Annotated in this window: 15 protein-coding genes; 9 read left to right on the top strand and 6 right to left on the bottom strand. The window is 59.6% G+C overall.

The window, feature by feature from the left end:
- Window positions 1-6: 6 nt before the first annotated feature.
- Window positions 7-189: a metallothionein gene (locus tag D3Z90_RS14330; RefSeq protein ID WP_136476622.1), complete on the top strand. Its 183-nt coding sequence runs from the start codon at window positions 7-9 to the stop codon at window positions 187-189.
- 2 nt (window positions 190-191) lie between these two features.
- On the opposite strand, the gene D3Z90_RS14325 is transcribed toward D3Z90_RS14330, so the two are convergent.
- Window positions 192-890, bottom strand: a complete 699-nt coding sequence (locus D3Z90_RS14325) for a pirin family protein (protein WP_136478962.1) — start codon at window positions 888-890, stop codon at window positions 192-194.
- Between the two features lie 271 nt (window positions 891-1,161).
- Here D3Z90_RS14325 and D3Z90_RS14320 point away from each other — a divergent pair, with 271 nt between their 5' ends.
- On the top strand, window positions 1,162-3,585 hold the full coding sequence (locus D3Z90_RS14320) for a UvrD-helicase domain-containing protein (RefSeq protein ID WP_371922320.1): 2,424 nt from the start codon (window positions 1,162-1,164) through the stop codon (window positions 3,583-3,585).
- Between the two features lie 99 nt (window positions 3,586-3,684).
- Here D3Z90_RS14320 and D3Z90_RS14315 read toward each other — a convergent pair whose 3' ends face one another.
- Both D3Z90_RS14315 and ccoN read right to left on the bottom strand, forming a co-directional pair.
- The gene (locus D3Z90_RS14315) at window positions 3,685-3,897 is read right to left on the bottom strand and encodes a cbb3-type cytochrome c oxidase subunit 3 (protein ID WP_136476618.1); all 213 of its coding nucleotides are present in this window, start codon (window positions 3,895-3,897) and stop codon (window positions 3,685-3,687) included.
- A gap of 11 nt (window positions 3,898-3,908) precedes the next feature.
- Entirely contained in the window at window positions 3,909-5,336 is a 1,428-nt protein-coding gene (ccoN, locus tag D3Z90_RS14310) for a cytochrome-c oxidase, cbb3-type subunit I (RefSeq protein ID WP_136476616.1), read from the bottom strand.
- A gap of 450 nt (window positions 5,337-5,786) precedes the next feature.
- Here ccoN and D3Z90_RS14305 point away from each other — a divergent pair, with 450 nt between their 5' ends.
- The 5 genes from D3Z90_RS14305 (at window position 5,787) to D3Z90_RS14285 (ending at window position 11,111) form a co-directional block, all read left to right on the top strand.
- On the top strand, window positions 5,787-7,388 hold the full coding sequence (locus D3Z90_RS14305) for a phosphopantetheine-binding protein (protein WP_136476614.1): 1,602 nt from the start codon (window positions 5,787-5,789) through the stop codon (window positions 7,386-7,388).
- Window positions 7,375-8,952: a class I adenylate-forming enzyme family protein gene (locus D3Z90_RS14300; RefSeq protein ID WP_136476612.1), complete on the top strand. Its 1,578-nt coding sequence runs from the start codon at window positions 7,375-7,377 to the stop codon at window positions 8,950-8,952. The genes D3Z90_RS14305 and D3Z90_RS14300 overlap by 14 nt, the downstream gene beginning before the upstream one ends.
- Window positions 8,949-9,875: an alpha/beta hydrolase gene (locus D3Z90_RS14295; RefSeq protein WP_136476610.1), complete on the top strand. Its 927-nt coding sequence runs from the start codon at window positions 8,949-8,951 to the stop codon at window positions 9,873-9,875. Before D3Z90_RS14300 ends, D3Z90_RS14295 begins: the two co-directional genes overlap by 4 nt.
- Before the next feature lie 12 nt (window positions 9,876-9,887).
- Window positions 9,888-10,574, top strand: coding sequence for a ribulose-phosphate 3-epimerase (rpe, locus tag D3Z90_RS14290; RefSeq protein WP_136476608.1), 687 nt, complete (start codon window positions 9,888-9,890; stop codon window positions 10,572-10,574).
- 108 nt (window positions 10,575-10,682) lie between these two features.
- Complete coding sequence (locus D3Z90_RS14285) at window positions 10,683-11,111, top strand: MarR family winged helix-turn-helix transcriptional regulator (protein WP_136476606.1); 429 nt, start codon at window positions 10,683-10,685, stop codon at window positions 11,109-11,111.
- Between the two features lie 16 nt (window positions 11,112-11,127).
- Here D3Z90_RS14285 and mobA read toward each other — a convergent pair whose 3' ends face one another.
- From mobA to D3Z90_RS14270, 3 genes are all read right to left on the bottom strand, one after another.
- Window positions 11,128-11,703, bottom strand: a complete 576-nt coding sequence (gene mobA, locus D3Z90_RS14280) for a molybdenum cofactor guanylyltransferase MobA (protein WP_136476604.1) — start codon at window positions 11,701-11,703, stop codon at window positions 11,128-11,130.
- Between the two features lie 61 nt (window positions 11,704-11,764).
- Window positions 11,765-14,893 carry an efflux RND transporter permease subunit gene (locus tag D3Z90_RS14275; RefSeq protein ID WP_136476602.1) on the bottom strand — a complete coding sequence of 1,043 codons (3,129 nt, stop codon included), beginning with the start codon at window positions 14,891-14,893 and terminating at the stop codon, window positions 11,765-11,767.
- Between the two features lie 11 nt (window positions 14,894-14,904).
- A complete protein-coding gene (locus D3Z90_RS14270; protein ID WP_136476600.1) occupies window positions 14,905-16,083 on the bottom strand; it encodes an efflux RND transporter periplasmic adaptor subunit in 1,179 nt (392 codons plus the stop codon).
- A gap of 157 nt (window positions 16,084-16,240) precedes the next feature.
- Between D3Z90_RS14270 and D3Z90_RS14265 the strand changes: the two genes are divergently transcribed.
- Together D3Z90_RS14265 and D3Z90_RS14260 are read left to right on the top strand one after the other, a co-directional pair.
- Window positions 16,241-16,942 carry a response regulator transcription factor gene (locus tag D3Z90_RS14265; RefSeq protein WP_136476598.1) on the top strand — a complete coding sequence of 234 codons (702 nt, stop codon included), beginning with the start codon at window positions 16,241-16,243 and terminating at the stop codon, window positions 16,940-16,942.
- Window positions 16,943-16,948: 6 nt separating this feature from the next.
- The gene (locus D3Z90_RS14260; protein WP_136476596.1) at window positions 16,949-18,247 is read left to right on the top strand and encodes an ATP-binding protein; all 1,299 of its coding nucleotides are present in this window, start codon (window positions 16,949-16,951) and stop codon (window positions 18,245-18,247) included.
- Window positions 18,248-18,549: the final 302 nt, after the last annotated feature.

Below are 18,549 nucleotides of genomic sequence, written 5' to 3'. Positions count from 1 at the left end.
AATGCCATGAATGAGCAAACCTGTGCCTGCCCTGGCTGCAACTGCAGCGTTGGCGATCATCCGGTAATGAGGGAAGACAAGGCGTATTGCTGTCAGGCCTGTGCCGAGCATCACCCATCTGGTAAACCCTGCAACAGCAGCGGCTGTGGTTGCGCGGGCGAAGCAACTTCGCCGCGCGACCCGGCCTGATTTCAGGCCACATCCATCAGCACGATCTCGCTGTCCTGCAGGGCCGTAACCCTGAGTACCTGCTCATCTTCAATGGCAACGCCGTCGCGGGCTTCGGCCCGCAGGCCATTGACTTCAATCAGGCCCTTGGCAGGCACCAGATAACCGCGCCGACCGCTATCGAACTGATACTCGGCGCTTTCCCCTGCGTGCAGGGTAGCCGCAACCAGACGGGCATCGGCGCGAATACGCAGGCTGTCTTCATCTGCATCACGACCACTGGCCAGGGTTACGAAACCTTCGCCGCGTTCACCTGTGGGGAAGGGGCGAGTGCCCCATGAGGGCGCCTGACCCACGCGCTCGGGCACAACCCAGATCTGAAAGATGCGCGTGTCAACCTTCTCCAGGTTGTATTCACTGTGGGTGATGCCGGTGCCGGCGCTCATGACTTGAACGTCACCGGCTTCGGTGCGGCCCTTGTTGCCCAGATTGTCCTGGTGACTGATGGCACCTTCGCGCACATAGGTGATGATCTCCATGTCGCGGTGTGGATGCGGTGGGAAGCCACTACCGGCTGCAATAAGATCGTCATTCCAGACCCGCAAGTTGCCCCAGTGCATGCGTTGTGGGTCGTAGTATTGGGCGAAGGAAAAATGATGGTGGGCGTCGAGCCAGCCGTGGTTGGCGTGGCCAAGGCTCTTGAATGGGCGCAGTTGCAGCATGATTGGCTCTCCAGGTGAGTCGGTTGATGGGGTGATCATCACTGAATCTATTATCGAAAATAAGCGTAAATTTTGGCTTTAAATAATCTGGTAATTCGATGATTAAGCTAGGGTGATTTATGCGTTTCATCGTCTAATTCACTGATCTGCAAGCATTCAGCTGGCGATTTGTGGCGGTTGGAGCGAACATGTGCGCAGATTATTTTTTGTTGGAGTCTGTGTGTCTGAAGAGCGTCCTAAGCTACCCCTGGAGTTGACTCCGCCTGCGCAGATGCCGTGGATCAGGCGCCTAGTGGCGCGCATGCTTGGCCGAGGTTTGAGCCGCTTGCAGGCTCAGCATCGTGACTCGTGGTTTCAAGGCCATGCCAGCGGGCAACGCACCGGGCATGCTGACGGCCTGCGGGAAGGTTACGAGGAAGGGCGGGTCGACGGTTATGAAGCCGGACGTCAGGTTCTGGTGATCCGCGATAGCCGTGCACCGGGACATGCTGTACCGGGTCAGGACGACCATCTGTTTGACGACTGGCGCCTGCCTCTTACTCCTGAATTGAAAAAGCGCTTCAAGGCGGACGTCGCCTTGCGCCTGCCTGCGCATGCCCAGCCAAGTACAGCGCAATGGAAGATGATCTTCAGCGATACACCGTCCACCTGCGTGATTGCAGGCGCCGGGGCGGGCAAGTCGACCTCGCTGGTGTTGCGTATCCTACTGTTGCGCCATTACCTGGGCTATGAGTTGGACGCCATGACTGTGGTGACCTTCACCCGCGAGTCACGCAAGGACTTCATCGCTCGGCTGCGTCAGGTATTGGCCCTGTGGCAAATCGAACTTGGTCCGGTCCAGGCCCGTGAGCTGGTGCGCACCTTCCACTCGCGCATCCTGCCACTGGTCCGAAGCTTGCCAGGATTCAGCCAAGTGCGCGCGTTCGAGACCCTGGGCAGCGAAATGCCTGGGGGCAGTGAAGCCAATGCAGACAGCAATCCATTCGATCTGCGCATCAACGATGCCCAGCGCCAGCAGCTGAACCTGTGTTATCGCGACCTGCTCAACGACAGCCCGCGCTTTGCCGCACTGATAGCCAGCATGCGTCGCGAGGCATTGCAGTTAAAGGCACTGGACCGGGATCATCCCGATGTGCAGAAGCGCGTGGCGGTGACGCAACTGTCGGCCAGTCGCGACGAAGAACTCTGCGATACCCTCGAGGATCTCTGGTTTGCAGCCGGGGCCTGGCCGATCAAGGGCATTGAGCCGAGCCGAGAAACGGTCGAGATCAATGGCAGCCGTTTCCATTTCCATGGCCACATCGCCGAATTGGACGCCTGGGTTGTGCTTGGTTTCGACCCCGCTGAAAACCAGCAGTACAAGCGCCCCGGCGCCAAGCTTCCGGTGTGGGCTGAGTGGGTAATAAAGCGCACCTTGTTTCAAGCTTTCTGCGATAAGCCTGTGATTTGGTTAGAAAATTATGCTGCAGCGAAGCGCCTGACCTCATCCTTGGCCGGTGATGCGGTGGCCGGTCCGGGCTTCGATTACAAGGTCAAGGGTGAACTGTCGGCAGCACCGCTACTTGATGCCTTTGTTGGGGCTGCGGGTTTTATCGAGAACCTGGGGCTTGAGGTCAGCAAGGCGGTGGCGGCGATGAGCTTCCCGGCAGGCGACAATGATGCCCAGTTCTTTGAAGCCCTGAGTCTCTATTGGCGGGCGCTGGAGGCGCATCTACTGAGCCAGTCGCCACCGATCATGAGCTACAACCGCATGTTCGCCTTGCTCGCGGAGAACAACCCGGAAAACCTGCGTTTGCTGCCTGACCCGTTGTTGCGGCCACTGGCGCATCTGATGATTGACGAGTTCCAGGATGTTTCTCCGCAGATCGTCTCCTGGCTTCGTGCTAGTTTGCGCGAGATCCGCCGTCGTGGGCCGGCGCTGCACGTAGGGCGCGTGGCTCAGCATTCCTCGCTGCTATGTGTGGGGGACGACTGGCAGTCGATCTATGGCTGGCGCGGCAGCTCGCCCAAGTTCTTCATGGAGTTCAGCAAGGAGTTCGCCTCGCCGAGCAATACCCGGGTCATGCTTGCCGATAACTACCGCAGTCATCAGCACATCATCGATGCGGCCGAACATATTGTTAAATCAGCACCGGCAATCACCGGCAAAAAGGCTAAGGCGTGTGGCCCGGTTGCTGCGCAACCGCTGCCGGTGAAGGTGTTGGATCGTGACGAAGGCGCGCTGGCTGAAACATTGATGGAGCATTATCGGCGGGGTGAGACGGTGATGATATTGTTTCGAAAAAGTAGTGATAAGTCATTGATATCTGAGCATATAAAGTCTCTCGTAAATCATGAAGCTGGGTTGCCGAGTGAGCAGCGACGGTTCCGGCAGTTGACCTATCACAGTGCCAAGGGCTTGCAGGCGGATGCGGTGTTCATGCTTGGTGATTGCCAGCATTTGACCAGTTCGCCCTACAAGAACCAGGTGTATCGCCAGGCAGGGTTAGGGCGTGCCGGCGATGCGCTGGCGTTTGATAGTGCCCAGAAGGATGAAGTGCTGCGTTTGGCCTATGTCGCTATTACGCGGGCGGCAAAGCATTGCTATTGGTACGTGGAAAAACCCTCGGGCGAAGCAGCCAATTTGCCACGGGCCTCGAGCCAGGTGGATGGGCGCAAGGCGTTTTTCGAGGATGGCCGGGAAGTACAGGGCTGAAAGCTATACCGCGCACTCAGGGTTACAGCGGCAGTGCAGCCGGTCGCGGGCTTGCCCCGCGATCGGCCGTAAGGGCACAAACCCTTTTAACCACTGCAATCAAGCTTTCAACGCAGCATCCGGGGTCACCGCCGGCACCGGCTTGCCAATTGCCTTTTCGACGCGTAGCGCCGCTGCCGGGTCATCGGCAAAGGGTATCAAGCTGACCTGGTCGTCTATCTCCGGGCTGTGCCCGCGCAGGCAGGCACTGGTAACCCAGTAGAAGAACAGCACCCCGGTCAGGCAGTAAAGCGCATACAGCCACTGATCCATTCGCGTGCTCCTCAGGCCATGCTGGCGTTGGACAGGGCCAGCTTTTCATCCGCCACTCGCACTGTGCGCCAGGTGTTGTAGGCCATCAGCAACATGCCGGTGAGGAACAGCACGCCGCCAATGAAGCGCACCAGGAAGCCCGGGTGACTGGCAACCAAGGCTTCGACGAAGGAATAGGTGAGCGTGCCGTCTTCGTTGGTGGCACGCCACATCAGGCCTTGGGCGATGCCGTTGACCCACATCGATGCGATGTACAGCACGGTGCCGATGGTCGCGAGCCAGAAATGCGCGTTGATCATGCCGATGCTGTGCATCTGCTCGCGACCGAAGACTTTCGGGATCATGTGATAGAGCGAGCCGAAGGTAATCATCGCCACCCAGCCCAAGGCCCCGGCATGTACGTGGCCGATAGTCCAGTCGGTGTAGTGGGACAGGGCGTTGACGGTCTTGATCGCCATCATCGGGCCTTCAAAGGTCGACATGCCGTAGAACGCCAGGGACAACACCAGAAAACGCAGGATTGGATCGGTGCGCAGCTTATGCCAGGCGCCCGAGAGGGTCATCATGCCATTGATCATGCCGCCCCAGCTCGGTGCCAGGAGAATCAGCGACATGGCCATGCCCAGCGACTGGGCCCAGTCGGGCAGGGCGGTGTAGTGCAGGTGGTGAGGGCCTGCCCAGATGTACAGGGTGATCAGCGCCCAGAAGTGCACGATCGACAGGCGATAGGAATACACCGGTCGCCCGACCTGTTTGGGGACGAAGTAATACATCATGCCCAGGAAACCAGTGGTGAGGAAAAAGCCGACGGCGTTATGCCCGTACCACCACTGGACCATGGCGTCAGTGGCACCGGAGTAGACCGGGTAGGACTTGAACCAACTGACTGGAATCGACAGGTGATTGACCACGTGCAACATGGCAATGACCACGATGAAAGCACCGAAAAACCAATTGCCCACATAGATGTGCTTGGCCTTGCGCCGCATGAGCGTGGCGAAGAAAACCACGGCATAGGCAACCCAGACGATGGCCATCCACACCGCCCCGGTGAACTCTATCTCTGCATATTCCTTGGTGGTGGTCAGGCCCAGTGGCAGGCTGATCAGCATAATCACGATAGTTGCCTGCCAACCCCAGAATGTGAAGGCTGCCAGTTTGTCGCTGTACAGCCGCACCTGGCAGGTGCGTTGTACCGCGTAGTAGCTGGCGGCAAATTGCGCGCTGCCGGCAAAGCCGAAAATCACCAGGCTGGTGTGCAGCGGGCGTAAGCGGCCGAAGCTGGTCCAGGGCAGTTCGAGGTTGAGTTCCGGCCACACCAGTTGCGAGGCGATCCAGACGCCCATCGCCATGCCGACGACTCCCCAGAACACCGTCATGACGACGAATTGCCGGACCACCTTGTAGTTATAGGCTTGGGCCTGTTGATGTGTGTTCATGGCTAGTTTCCACAGTTCCTGTAAGGCTCGTCCTGCCTAGAGGGGGCAAGACATCGGCGCCGACTGTAGGAAGCTGCCGTATTTCAAAACAGACTCAGAAACCCGACAGAAAACCGGATCAGATAAAGCCCCTGTATTTGCTGGGTGTAAACCCTACTGATATGGACCGGGTGCGACGAAATATCTCTGTTTTGTAGGAAATAACCTCTGGCGAGGTGGCTTTATGCCGCACTCTCAAGTCAGTGGAATTACCTTGACATCACCTTTGGCCCACCCGCAGAATTTCCACAAACTTTGCGCGCAAAGTATTGGCGAGGGTCGCAACGGCCCGTCAGTGATGTGCGCTTAGACAAGAAGCCAATCCGCCATCGAACGTGTGCGACGGCGCTTACACGCCGACATAAGCACCGTCGCTGCCGCGGGACACTATAAGAACGATGGGAGCAACAGATGAAGCTTTCCAAGGAACTCGTCACTCAGGCCAAAGCGACGTTCGGGACACCGACGTACCTCTACGATGAAGCGGTGTTACGTAGCAGCTTCAACGAGTTGCGGGACGCATTGCCGGAGTGCGTGGATATCTTCTATGCATTGAAGGTCAACCCGAACCTGTCCTTGGTGAAGTTGATCCGTTCATACGGTGGCAACACCGAAGTGTGCTCGCTGGCAGAGCTGGAAATTGCGCTCAAAGCAGGAGTGGCAGCGCAGGACATCATTCTGCTCGGTCCCTACAAAAAGCCCGAGGAACACCGTCGGGCCCTGGAAGTAGGGGTGTTCGCCATCGTTGTCGAATCTGAAAGCGAGCTGCGCAAGCTCTCGACCCTGGCTGGGGAGCTGGGTTGTGAGGCTCCAGTGGCTATTCGCATCAATCCAAATTTTTCAGCGGCAGGTTCGCCCTGGAAGATGGGCGGGCGGCCCACCCACTTTGGCATCCAGGAAGACACTGCGGTGGCCAACTTCGGCGACTATGTGGCGATGCCGAATATCAAGATCAAAGGTATTCACGTCTACAACGGCACCAAAATCCTCGACGCTCAGTCGGTATACGACAACTCGGCGTACATCCTCGACCTATTCCGCAGTCTCTCTTTGCGCTACCAGTTGGACATGCGCATGGTCGATGTGGGGGGCGGTCTGGGTATCAAGTACTACGAGAATGAAACAGAACTCGACGTCGCCCATCTCAAGCAGCTGATTGCACCATTGTTCAATGCCTTCCATCACGAATTTCCGCGTACCCGGATCATTCTTGAATCGGGCCGTTTTATCGCTGGCAAATGCGGGTCGTTGCTGGTTACCGTCGACAATATCAAGGACAACCACGGCAAGGTCTTTGCTGTCACCGATGGTGGAACCAACTGCCACGGTGCTGCAGCAGGCAGCGGGCAGGTACTCAAGCGCAACTTCCGCATTGTCAAAGCCTCGGGAAGCACCGGCGCGCCGTTGTCTACCTACCATATCTCCGGGCCGCTCTGTAGCCCCGATGACTTGCTGGGGCGCGACGTTCAGCTCGAAACCTTGCAAGAGGGTGACCTGCTGGTCGTGACGGCTTCGGGCGCGTACGGGCCAACCGCGTCGCCCACGCTGTTTCACAGTCATGGCCATCCGGCCGAAGTGGTGGTCAGCCACAACCAGCTATTTCTTGCTCGGGCGCGGCAGACCGCCCTGGATATTCGCGACAGCCACACCGATGTATCCCTGCAAGCCATGTTGCGTCCGGCCCCTGACGCTGAACCGGCCGTTGACACGCAGTTGGCCACCCAGCGCCAACTCGGCGACATTTTGCGCGTGGTACTGAAATTGCCGGAACATACCGTCATCAACAGCGACTCCCACTTGCGTGACGACCTGGGCCTGGACTCGCTTACCTCCATGGAACTGCTGATCAGCCTGGAGGACGAAATCGACGGTTTCTTTGTCAATCCGGACACCATAGTCCCGGGGCACTTCAACACCGTCGCGACGTTGGCCGGTTATATCGATGCGCATCGACAGACGCGCTCAGCGTCGCGGTCTTCGGAGGTGGTCGAGGTGCAACATGAAAGCGCCTGAAGTGCTCCTGCAACATGTACTGGAGACGCGCAACGGCTTGCATCCGGACAAAGCTGCGATCATCTACGCCGATGAGACCTACACCTACGCGCAACTGGACGACGCCAGCGCGCGTCTGGCTGCCGGTCTGCAGGTCAACGGCTTGCAGCGCCAGGAGCGGGTGGTGGTGTGCCTGGGTAACCGGGTAGAAACGGTCTGTGCTTTCTGGGGCATCCTCAAAGCGGGCGGCGTGGTAGTGAATGTCGGCCTTGAGACCCCGGCGGACAGCCTCGATTATATTCTTCGCGACGCCGAGGCCTCGGTGCTGATCACCACCACCGAGAAAATCGGCAGCCTGGGAGACCGTCTGGCCGAGCTCGGACACCTGAATTCGATCGTGTTGCTCGATGGCGAGGCCGGTTCAACACACGCCCAAACCTTTGAAAGCCTGCTCGGCCAAGGTGCAGGTGTACCGCTGCCCTGTGGCAATCTTGACCTTGACCTTGCCGGGATTATCTACACCTCAGGGTCTACCGGTGCAGCCAAGGGTGTGATGCTGACCCATCGCAACATGCTCGCAGCGCTGCACTCGTTGAACACCTACCTTGGCTACAACGAAAGCGACAACGTGCTGTGTTCGTTGCCGCTGTCCTTCGACTACGGCTTGTACCAGATGATCATGGCCATTGGCGCCGGAGCCACTCTGGTGCTGGAAAAAGAATTCACTTGGCCGATTTTCCTGATTCGCAAGATCCGCCAGTACCAGGTCAGTGTGATTCCATTCGTGCCGACCATGCTCATGTTGTTGCATGAGTACGCGCACAAACGCGAGGCGGTGTTTGCCGATGTACGTATGGTCACCAATACCGGTGCAGCGCTCAAGGCGCCGCATATCGCCCAGATGAAAGCGCTGTTTCCCCAGGCGCAGATCTACTCGATGTACGGTTTGACCGAATGTAAGCGCTGTACCTACTTGCCACCGGAAGACATCGACACCAAGCCCGGCAGCGTCGGTATCGCCATTCCCAACACCGAACTGTGGCTGGTGGACGATGAAGACCGGCGTATCGATGAGCCCCATCAGGTTGGCCAGTTGGTGATTCGCGGGGCTACGGTCATGGCCGGCTATTGGCGCAATCCCACTGCTACCGCAATGAAACTCAAGCCCGGGCGCTATCCCGGAGAGAGTGTGCTGTATACCGGTGACTACTGCAGTCTCGACGAGGATGGCTATTTGTATTTTCGCGGACGCATGGATCACATGATCAAGTCCCGTGGTATGAAGGTCAGTCCCAATGAGGTTGAAGGCTTTCTCTATGCCATCGACGGGGTGGAGGCCGCTGCGGTGGTCAGCGTCGAGCATGCTGCCGTTGGTGAAGGGCTCTGCGCGTTCGTGACCCTTGGCCAGGATGTGAGCCTTAGCACCGAGCAGCTACTCGAACACTGCAGGCTAGGCCTTGAGGCACACAAGGTGCCGTTGTGCATCAGTATTGAAGTCAGCCTGCCACGTACTGCCAACGGCAAAGTCGATTTGCTGCAGTTGCAGCAGTCGGCGCGCAATGCCCCGCTGGCGGTGCCCGGATGAAGCTGGGGCAGTCAGGTCGCGATCAGTCACTGGACGTCAACGGCAACCATTTTGCCTTGCGCACCTGGGGCAAAGAGGGCAACCATCCGGTGCTCGCCCTGCACGGCTGGCTGGACAACGCGGCCTCGTTTGAACGCATTGCACCCTGGTTGCGCGATTGCTTTGTGGTAGCACCGGATATGGCCGGACACGGACGCTCCGATCACCGCCGGGCCGACAGCGGCTATTACTTGTGGGAACACGCCGACGATATGAACGCGTTGGTCGAGTGCTTGGGCTGGAAGCGCTTTTCTGTGCTGGGTCACTCCATGGGCAGCGGCGTAGCGTCGATTCTTGCCGCCATGAACCGCTTCATTACCAGCGTGGTGTTTATCGACGGCATGGGTGCGCCGTTTGCCCTGGACGACGGCAACACCGTTGAGCACCTGCGCAAGTCCCAGCGTTTGCTGCGATTGGCCCTGCGCACGCGTATGCATGGCTTCAGTGGGCCTGAAGAGGCACAGTTCAGCAGCCTGGAGATGGCGATCAAGGAACGGCAGAACAGTGTCTCTGGCAATCTGAGTAGCGAAGGTGCACGGTTGTTGGCCCAGCGCGACCTGCTCAATCTTGGGCATGGCTATCGCTGGCGACATGACCCGCGCCTGGTACTGCCCGAGCTGATGCAACTGACCGAAGGCCAGGCCTGCGAGTTCTTGCAGCAGATCAGTTGCCCCCTGCACCTGTTGCTCGGGCGCCAGGGATTGTTTGCTGGCGCAGCGTTCGACAAGCGTAAGCACGCCTTGCCCGCGCAGACCCAGGTGCACTGGCACGAGGGCGGCCATCACTTTCATCTGGACGTACCAACACCGGAGTTGATCGCACAGCTCAGCGCTGCCTTGGGGCAGGGTGGGTCAGGGTCGCGGCAACGATTAGTCAATGAGTAATGGAGTACACCCGTGAAAGAGTTCTGGATCGCACCGTCGATATTGGCAGCCGATTTCGCCCGGCTGGGCGAGGAGGCCGAGCAGGTACTGGCAGCCGGTGCCGACGTCATCCACATCGATGTAATGGATAACCACTATGTACCCAACCTGACGATGGGCCCGCAGTTCTGCAAGGCCTTGCGCAGCCACGGCATTACCGCGCCGATCGATGTGCACTTGATGGTCACGCCGGTAGACAGCATGATTCAGGCGTTCGCCGAGGCCGGTGCCGACTACATTTCAATCCATCCCGAGGCAACCTTGCACCTGGACCGCTCGGTGCAGTTGATCAAGGATCTGGGTTGCAAGGCTGGCTTGGTGTTCAACCCGGCAACGACCTTGGACGCCGCACAATACCTGCTGGATCGGCTGGATCTGATCCTGCTGATGTCGGTCAATCCTGGTTTTGGTGGTCAGCGCTTCATCCCCCAGGTGTTGCCCAAGATTGCCGCAGCGCGCAAGCTGATCGACCACAGTGGCCGCAGCATTCGCCTGGAGGTGGATGGGGGCGTCAATCTGGAAACCATCGGTCAGGTTGCTGCAGCGGGCGCGGACATGTTCGTTGCCGGAACAGCGATATTCGCCCAGCATGACTACCGCAGCACGATCTCGGCCTTGCGCGGCAAAATTGCCGATGCCGTTGCCGGCCGCCACCAATAATAAGCGCACATACCCATGATTCTCGCGAATCCAGCATGAGTTATCTGTCCTTGCACAATAAAATTGAAACCACCTTGCAGTCGTTCAGTCGAGCCGAGGGAGACGGGCATGCTTGACCCGACCTTCGACTTTGACAAGATGCTGTGCTTCTCGCTGTACTCGACCGCCAATGCCATGGTTCGTGATTACGCCGAACCATTGAAACAGCGTGGCATCACCTACCCGCAATTGCTGGTGATGGCTGGGTTGTGGGGCCAGGACGATGTGTCGATCAGCGCCTTGAGCGAACTGACCTTGTTTGACCTGGGTACCCTGACGCCTATCGTCAGGCGACTGGCTGACAACGGTTTTATCACCATCTACCTGGATCCGAACGACCGTCGCCGGCGCAACCTGCTGCTGACTGATAAAGGGCGCGAGCTCAAGGCTGAAGCAGCAAAGGTGTTCAACAGCATGGCCTGCAAGATCGACCTCGGCGAGGGTGAGGTTCAGCAAGTGCTGCAGGTCTGCCAGCGGATTCGGTCGCGGTTGCGCTGATTCGCCCAGGCGCGATTCAGCGCTGGAGAAACGCTGGGGTGTTGAAGTTGCTCAGGCGTGGGTCATCTTCGCCGTACTCCAGTGCCCGCACCGGGTGCTTGAGCAACGCGCGCTGGATGCCGCGGTCACCTTGTTGCCAGGCGTGTTCAAGGTCGGCGCGCAGTGCGCAGGGAATCAGGCTGAACATGGGTTGCCAGAATCCACCCTGACGGACCATTGCCGGCTGATCTTGCTCATTGGCCTGGTTCATGAGGTCACCGATAAGTGCCTGGTCGATCAGTGGCGCATCACAGGCTAGTACCAGCATCCAGCGGTGCCGTGCCACCGCAAGGCCGGCCAGGACGCCCGCCAGTGGCCCTGGGAAATCTGCGTGGGCATCGCTGACCAGTTGATCGGCAAAAGGCCGGTACTGGTCGTGATTGCGATTGCAGGAAATGATCAGATCATCGGTGAGCGGGCGCACCACGGCCTGGATGTGGGCAATCAATGGTTTGCCCTGCCAGGACAGCAAGCCCTTGTCTTCGCCGCCCATGCGCTGGCCGCGACCACCGGCAAGCAGAAGGATGGAGCAGGGGGCAGTGGCGGCGGGCATCGGTAAGGTTCCAGGTAGAGTCAGTTGCCCACCTTCCCATGCACGCCGCTGTCTGTCCAGATCAGTGCTGCTGGACCTGGGCCTGGGTGTTGCTGGTGCGCGCCCGACGCTTGCCGGTCAGGCGCATGACCACAACGAAAAACACAGGCACGAAGACCACGGCCAAGGTCGCACTGAGCATACCGCCAATAACACCGGTGCCGATGGCCTGTTGGCTAGCTGAGCTGGCGCCGCTGGCAATCGCCAGAGGCACTACACCGAGGATGAAGGCCAGCGAAGTCATGACGATTGGACGCAAGCGCAAACGAGCGGCCTGGACCGTGGCGTCGACCAGGTCATGGCCTTCATCGACCAGGCTCTTGGCGAACTCGATGATCAGAATCGCGTTCTTTGCCGAAAGGCCGATCAAGGTGATCAAGCCAACCTTGAAGAACACATCGTTGGGCATGCCGCGCAAGCTCACCGCAATCACGGCGCCCAGCACACCCAGCGGCACCACCAGCAGCACCGAGGTCGGAATTGACCAGCTTTCGTACAGCGCCGCCAGGCAGAGGAAAACCACCAGCAGCGACAGAGCCATCAACATCGGCGCCTGGGCACCTGAGAGTCGCTCTTGCAGCGACAGGCCGGTCCACTCAAGACCCATGCCCGCGGGCAGTTGGTTGACCAGGCGCTGGACTTCCTCCATGGCCTGGCCCGAGCTGAAGCCCGGTGCCGGTTCGCCAGACACGGCAATCGCCGGGTAGCCGTTGTATCGCGTCAACTGCACGGGGCCTGTGATCCATTTGGCCTGCACAAACGCGGACAACGGAACCATCTTGCCGCTGCTGTTTCGCACGTGGATTTTCAGCAGGTCTTCGACTTGGGCGCGTTGATCGCCTTCGGCCTGAACCACCACGCGCTGCATACGCCCCTGGTTGGGGAAGTCGTTGACGTAGTTGGAGCCCACCGCCGTGTTGAGTACGTTGCCGATGTCGGCAAACGACACCCCCAGGGCGTTGGCCTGTTTGCGGTCGACTTCCAGTTGCACTTGCGGGCTTTCGGCCAGGGCACTTTCGCGCACGTTGATCAGCAGGGGGCTCTTCTCGGCGTTGGCCAGCAACTGGTCACGTGCAGCCATCAGCGCGGCATGTCCGAGGCCACCACGATCCTGCAGGCGGAACTCGAAACCACTGGAGGTACCCAGGCCATCGATCGGCGGCGGCAACACGGAATAGGCGATCGCGTCCTTGAGTTGACTGAAGGCAGCGTTGGCCCGGTCGGCAATCGATTGGGCGCTGTCGTCTGCACCACGCTCGGACCAGTCCTTGAGGGTGGTGAACGCGAGGGCAGCATTCTGACCGTTACCGGAGAAACTGAAACCAAGGATCAGGGTGCTGTTGCCAACGCCTGGCTCAGTGGCGTTGTGCGCTTCGATCTGCGCCGCTACCTGTTCGGTACGGGCGCGGCTCGCGCCTGGCGGCAACTGGATGTCGGTGATGGTATAGCCCTGGTCCTCGGTGGGCAGGAACGAGGACGGCAGTTGGCTGAAGCCGTACACCAGGCCTGCGATCAGTACCACGTACACCATCAGATAGCGCCCGCTGCGCTTGATCGCCTGGATGACCCAGCGCTGATAGCCATTGGTTAGGCTGTCGAAGCGGCGGTTGAACCAGCCGAAGAAACCACGCTTCTCGTGGTGTTCGCCCTTGGCAATCGGTTTAAGCAAGGTGGCGCACAGGGCAGGTGTGAGGCTCAGGGCGAGGAATGCCGAGAACAGGATCGATACCGCCATGGACACCGAGAACTGCTGGTAGATCACCCCAACGGAGCCTTTCATGAAGGCCATTGGCAAGAACACCGCCACCAGTACCAGGGTGATGCCGACGATTGCGCCGCTGATCTGGCCCATGGCTTTTTTGGTTGCGTCGCGCGGTGACAGGCCTTCTTCGGTCATGATGCGTTCGACGTTTTCCACCACCACGATGGCGTCGTCCACTAGAATACCGATAGCCAGCACCATGCCGAACAGGGTCAGCACGTTGACCGAAAAACCCAGCCCCAGCATCACCGCAAAGGTGCCCATCAGTGCCACTGGCACCACCAGGGTCGGGATCAGGGTGTAGCGGATGTTTTGCAGGAACAGGAACATCACCGCGAACACCAGGGCCATGGCCTCCAGCAGGGTGGTGATCACTTGCTGGATCGACACTTTGACGAACGGCGAAGTGTCGTAAGGAATGTCGAATTTGGCCCCAGGCGGCAGGAAGCGGGACAACTCATTGAGTTTATTGCTGACCAGGGTGGCCGTTTCCATGGCGTTGGCACCTGGCGACAGTTGCACGCTGAAGGCACTGGTCGGCTTGCCATTGAGGCGGGTGCCGTACTGGTATTCCTGGCTGCCGATTTCGACACGGGCGACATCACCAATGGTGACTTTGGAACCGTCCGGATTGGCGCGCAGGACAATATCGCTGAACTCCTGCACGGTGCTCAGTTGACCCTTGATCACCACGTTGGCGGTAATTTCCTGGGTGCCGGTACCAGGCAGGTCACCGATGCTACCAGGAGCAACTTGGGCGTTCTGACCGGCAATGGCTTCGTTGACATCGTCGGGCGTCAGGTTGAAACCGATCAGTTTCTGCGGGTCGAGCCAGATCCGCATGGCACGCTCGGAGCCATACAACTGGGCCTTGCCGACGCCCTTGAGGCGGCGGATTTCGTTCATTACGTTGCGCGCCAGAAAGTCGCTCAGCGTCACTTCATCGAGGGCGCCGTCCTCGGCAGTGAGGGTAACCAGCAGCAGGAAACCCGTTGATACCTTCTCTACCTGCAGGCCTTGCTGGGTGACCGGGCGTGGCAGGCGCGACTCCACCACCTTGAGACGGTTTTGCACATCCACCTGGGCAAGGTCCGGATTGGTGCCCGGTTCGAACGTCGCGGTAATGGTGGCGCTGCCGAGGCTGCTTTGAGAGCTGAAGTACAGCAGGTTGTCGGCACCGTTGAGCTCTTCCTCGATCAAGCTGACCACACTTTCGTCGACCGTCTGTGCCGACGCACCCGGATAGACAGCGTAGATCTCGACCTGCGGTGGTGCCACGTCCGGGTATTGCGCCACTGGCAACTGCGGGAGGGCCAGAGCACCGGCGAGCAGGATGAACAGCGCGACCACCCAGGCGAAAATCGGGCGGTCAATAAAAAACTGCGGCATGAATCAGGCCCTCACTGGCCGATGGTCTTGGCGATGGAAGGGGCGTCCTTGCCCGCGTTATCGACCTGTACCTGGTCGCCCGGATTGACGTGCTGCAAACCCTCGACCACCACCCTGTCACCCGGGGACAGGCCTTGGCTGACGATCCAGCGGTCGTTCTGCACGCTACTGAGTACCACTGGCCGCTCGCTGATACGCTGCTGGGCATCCACCAGCAATACCCGTGGATTGCCCGCGCTGTCACGCAGGATGGCCCGTTGTGGCACGCTGATCCCTTGCTGCTTGATGGCTTGCTCCAGGCGCACGCGGATAAAACTGCCGGGCAGCAGGTCGAGGTCTGGATTGGGGAACTCGCTGCGCAGGGTGATCTGCCCGGTGCTTGGATCGACGCTGATGTCCGAGAACAGCAGCTTGCCGGGCAGCGGGTAAGGCGTGCCGTCGTCCTGAATCAAGGTGGCGCTGGCCTGGTCCCGGCCAACCTGCTGCAATTCGCCAGCGCGCAGGGCTCGCCGCAGGGCGTTGAGTTCGCGGGTCGACTGAGTTACATCGGCGTGGATCGGGTCCAATTGCTGAATGGTCGCCAGTGGGGTGCTTTCGTTCTGCCCCACTAATGCGCCTTCAGTCACCAAGGCACGGCCAATTCGGCCGGAAATCGGTGCCGTTACGGTCGCGTAGCCAAGGTTTAGCCTGGCCCGCTCCAGCGCAGCTTTCGCTTCGGCTACGGCGGCATCGGCCTGCATCATTGCGGCGCGTGCGTTGTCGTGATCCTGGCGGCTGATGGCATTGATGGTGATCAGCTCGCGATAGCGTTGATCCTGCAGGCGTGCTTGGTAGCGCGTCGCTTCGGCCTTGGCCAGGATGGCACGCGCGCTGTCGAAGTCGGCCTGGAAAGGTGCAGGATCAATTCGGAACAGCACATCGCCCTGCTTGACGTCGCTGCCTTCACGGTACACGCGCTTGAGTACCACGCCCGCAACACGTGCGCGAACTTCAGCGACACGGGGCGCCAGGATGCGACCGTTGAGTTCGGTGCTGATGGCCAGGGGTTGAACGGTCACCGTTTCGATACTGACGGTGCTGGGCGGCGCTTTCTGTTCTTCGGGTACGCCGTCGTTACAGGCGCCAAGGGACAACATGACGACCAGCAGCGGCAACAGGGTGCGCGGACGGACGGGGCTTGAACTGAACATGCGGATCTTCCATAAATGACCCGGCAATGCTAAGGCAGGAGGCCAACGTCCAACTGTTAAGCTGTGTAGGCCGAGTGTGAAAAAGTGTGAAGGGTTGCGCTGGCGGCGCGCAAGGTCCTATATCCTTGCCTGACTTTCCCATCCTGTCAAATTGCCCATGCCGAACATCCTCCTGGTCGAAGACGACTGCGCCTTGTCCGAACTGATCGCCAGCTACCTGCAGCGCAACGATTTCTGTGTCACGGTAATTGCCCGTGGCGACCACGTGCTGGCGGAGGCTCGACGCAACAAGCCGGACCTGGTGATTCTCGACCTGATGCTGCCGGGCCTCGATGGACTCCAGGTGTGCCGCTTGTTGCGGGCAGAGTCGCAGTCCTTGCCGATTCTGATGCTGACCGCTCGTGATGACAGTCATGACCAGGTGCTAGGTCTGGAAATGGGTGCTGACGACTATGTCACCAAACCTTGCGAGCCTCGGGTACTGCTGGCCCGGGTGCGCACCTTGCTGCGCCGCAGCAGCGTCAATGAACCCCGTATGGAGACCGACCTGATTGTGGTTGGCGGTCTGCGAATCGACCTGGCGGAGCGCAATGTGTTCTGGCGTGAACAACTGGTCGAGCTCTCCAGTGGCGAGTACAACTTGCTGGTGGTGCTGGCGCGCAATGCCGGCGTCGTGCTTAGCCGTGACCGGATACTGCAACAGTTGCGTGGCATCGAATTCAATGGCACCGATCGCTCCGTGGACGTGGCGATCTCCAAGTTACGGCGAAAGTTCGACGACAGTGCCGGCGAGGCCCGCAAGATCAAGACGGTGTGGGGCAAGGGTTATTTGTTCAGTCGCGTGGAATGGGAGTTCTGACGCCGCATGCTGAAGATTCTGGTTCGCCTGTACTTGGTGATCATCGTCGCCTACGCCGGAGCGCTGCTGCTGATTCCCGACGCCATCGTCGGCGCCTTTCATGAGCGTTTTATCGCCTACAACCTGGATCAGGCCAAGGGTGTGCAAAAGCTCATTGTCGAGCGCTTTCACCAGGTACCGGCCGAGCGCTGGCCGGCCGTGGCGCGGGAACTGGCAGCCGATTTCGACCCGTTGCAAATTGAACTGCGGCGTCAGGACCAGATCGGCTTGTCGCCTGCCGACCGCGCGCGCCTGGCGAGCGGTGAAAACGTCGTGCGTCTGGGCGATTGGGGCTATTACGATTCGGCGTTGGCGCCGCTTGATGCGACCTGGGCAGTGGAATTGCGCAGCCCGCCGGACCCCATGGACATCAACCTGCTGTCCTGGGGCGTTACGGTACTGATAGGTGCCGCCATGCTCGGCTGTTTGCTGCTGTGGGTGTGGCCGCACTGGCGTGATCTGGAACGCCTTAAGGTGACTGCTCGCAGCCTGGGGCAGGGGCACTTGTCGGAGCGTACGCAGATACCCGCCAGTTCGAACATTGGCGAGCTGGCTCAGGTGTTCGACACCATGGCCCAGGACGTCGAGCGCTTGCTGACTCAGCAGCGTGAGTTACTCAATGCAGTTTCCCACGAGCTGCGCACACCGCTGACCCGCCTTGATTTTGGTCTGGTGTTGCTGTTCGACGAAGTGCCCTTCAACTGTCGCAAGCGCTTGCTGGAGTTGGTCGGGCATGTGCGCGAGCTGGATGAGCTGGTGCTTGAACTGCTGTCCTATAGTCGTTTGCAGAATGCTGATCAGGCGCGCGAGCGGGTCGAGGTTTCGTTGCTGGAACTGGTCGACAGCATACTTGGCAGCTTTGCCGAAGAACTCGATGGTCGCGGTATCGAGTGGCAGGTCCGCGCCGATGACAACTTGCCGCGCTTTATCCTTGATCCGCGCCTGACGGCACGGGCAGTGCAGAATCTGGTGCGCAACGCCATGCGTTACTGTGACCGGCAGCTATTGCTACGCTTGAGCCTGGACAGCGAAGGTCACTGCCTGTTGACGGTCGAGGATGACGGTATCGGTATTCCCCCCGACCAGCGCGAGCTGATATTCCAACCGTTCTATCGCCTGGACCGTAGCCGGGATCGCGCTACCGGTGGGTTTGGTCTTGGCCTGGCAATCAGCCGACGGGCGATCGAAGGGCAGGGCGGTACCTTGACCGTGGCCCAGTCAGCCTTGGGTGGCGCGCAGTTCCGGATTCGTCTACCGCGAGGTTGAGTGGTCGTTGTTAGCGCTCAACTTAGCGAAGTAGCTTGGCCTGCTCAAAAAAGGTTCTTCACGAAATCCCGGGGGCATGATCTTTGGGCATGATCTTTGGGCTGGGCTGGGCTGGGCTGGGCTGGGCTGGGCTGGGCTGGGATTTGAGGCTGTGAGCTTATCCATTCGATGCGGCGGCGCTGTTGGCCCCTTCCGCCCTTACGGCGGGTCCCTTTTGTCTTGGCAAAAGGAACCAAAACCGTGTGTCCCTGCATTCGGCCCTGCGCTGCGCTCCGGGTCCCTTCGCTCCGGCATTGCTCCCG

This window comes from Pseudomonas sp. DG56-2 (assembly GCF_004803755.1).
Classification (GTDB): domain Bacteria; phylum Pseudomonadota; class Gammaproteobacteria; order Pseudomonadales; family Pseudomonadaceae; genus Aquipseudomonas; species Aquipseudomonas auratipiscis.
This window is presented reverse-complemented; position numbering and strand designations above follow the sequence as displayed.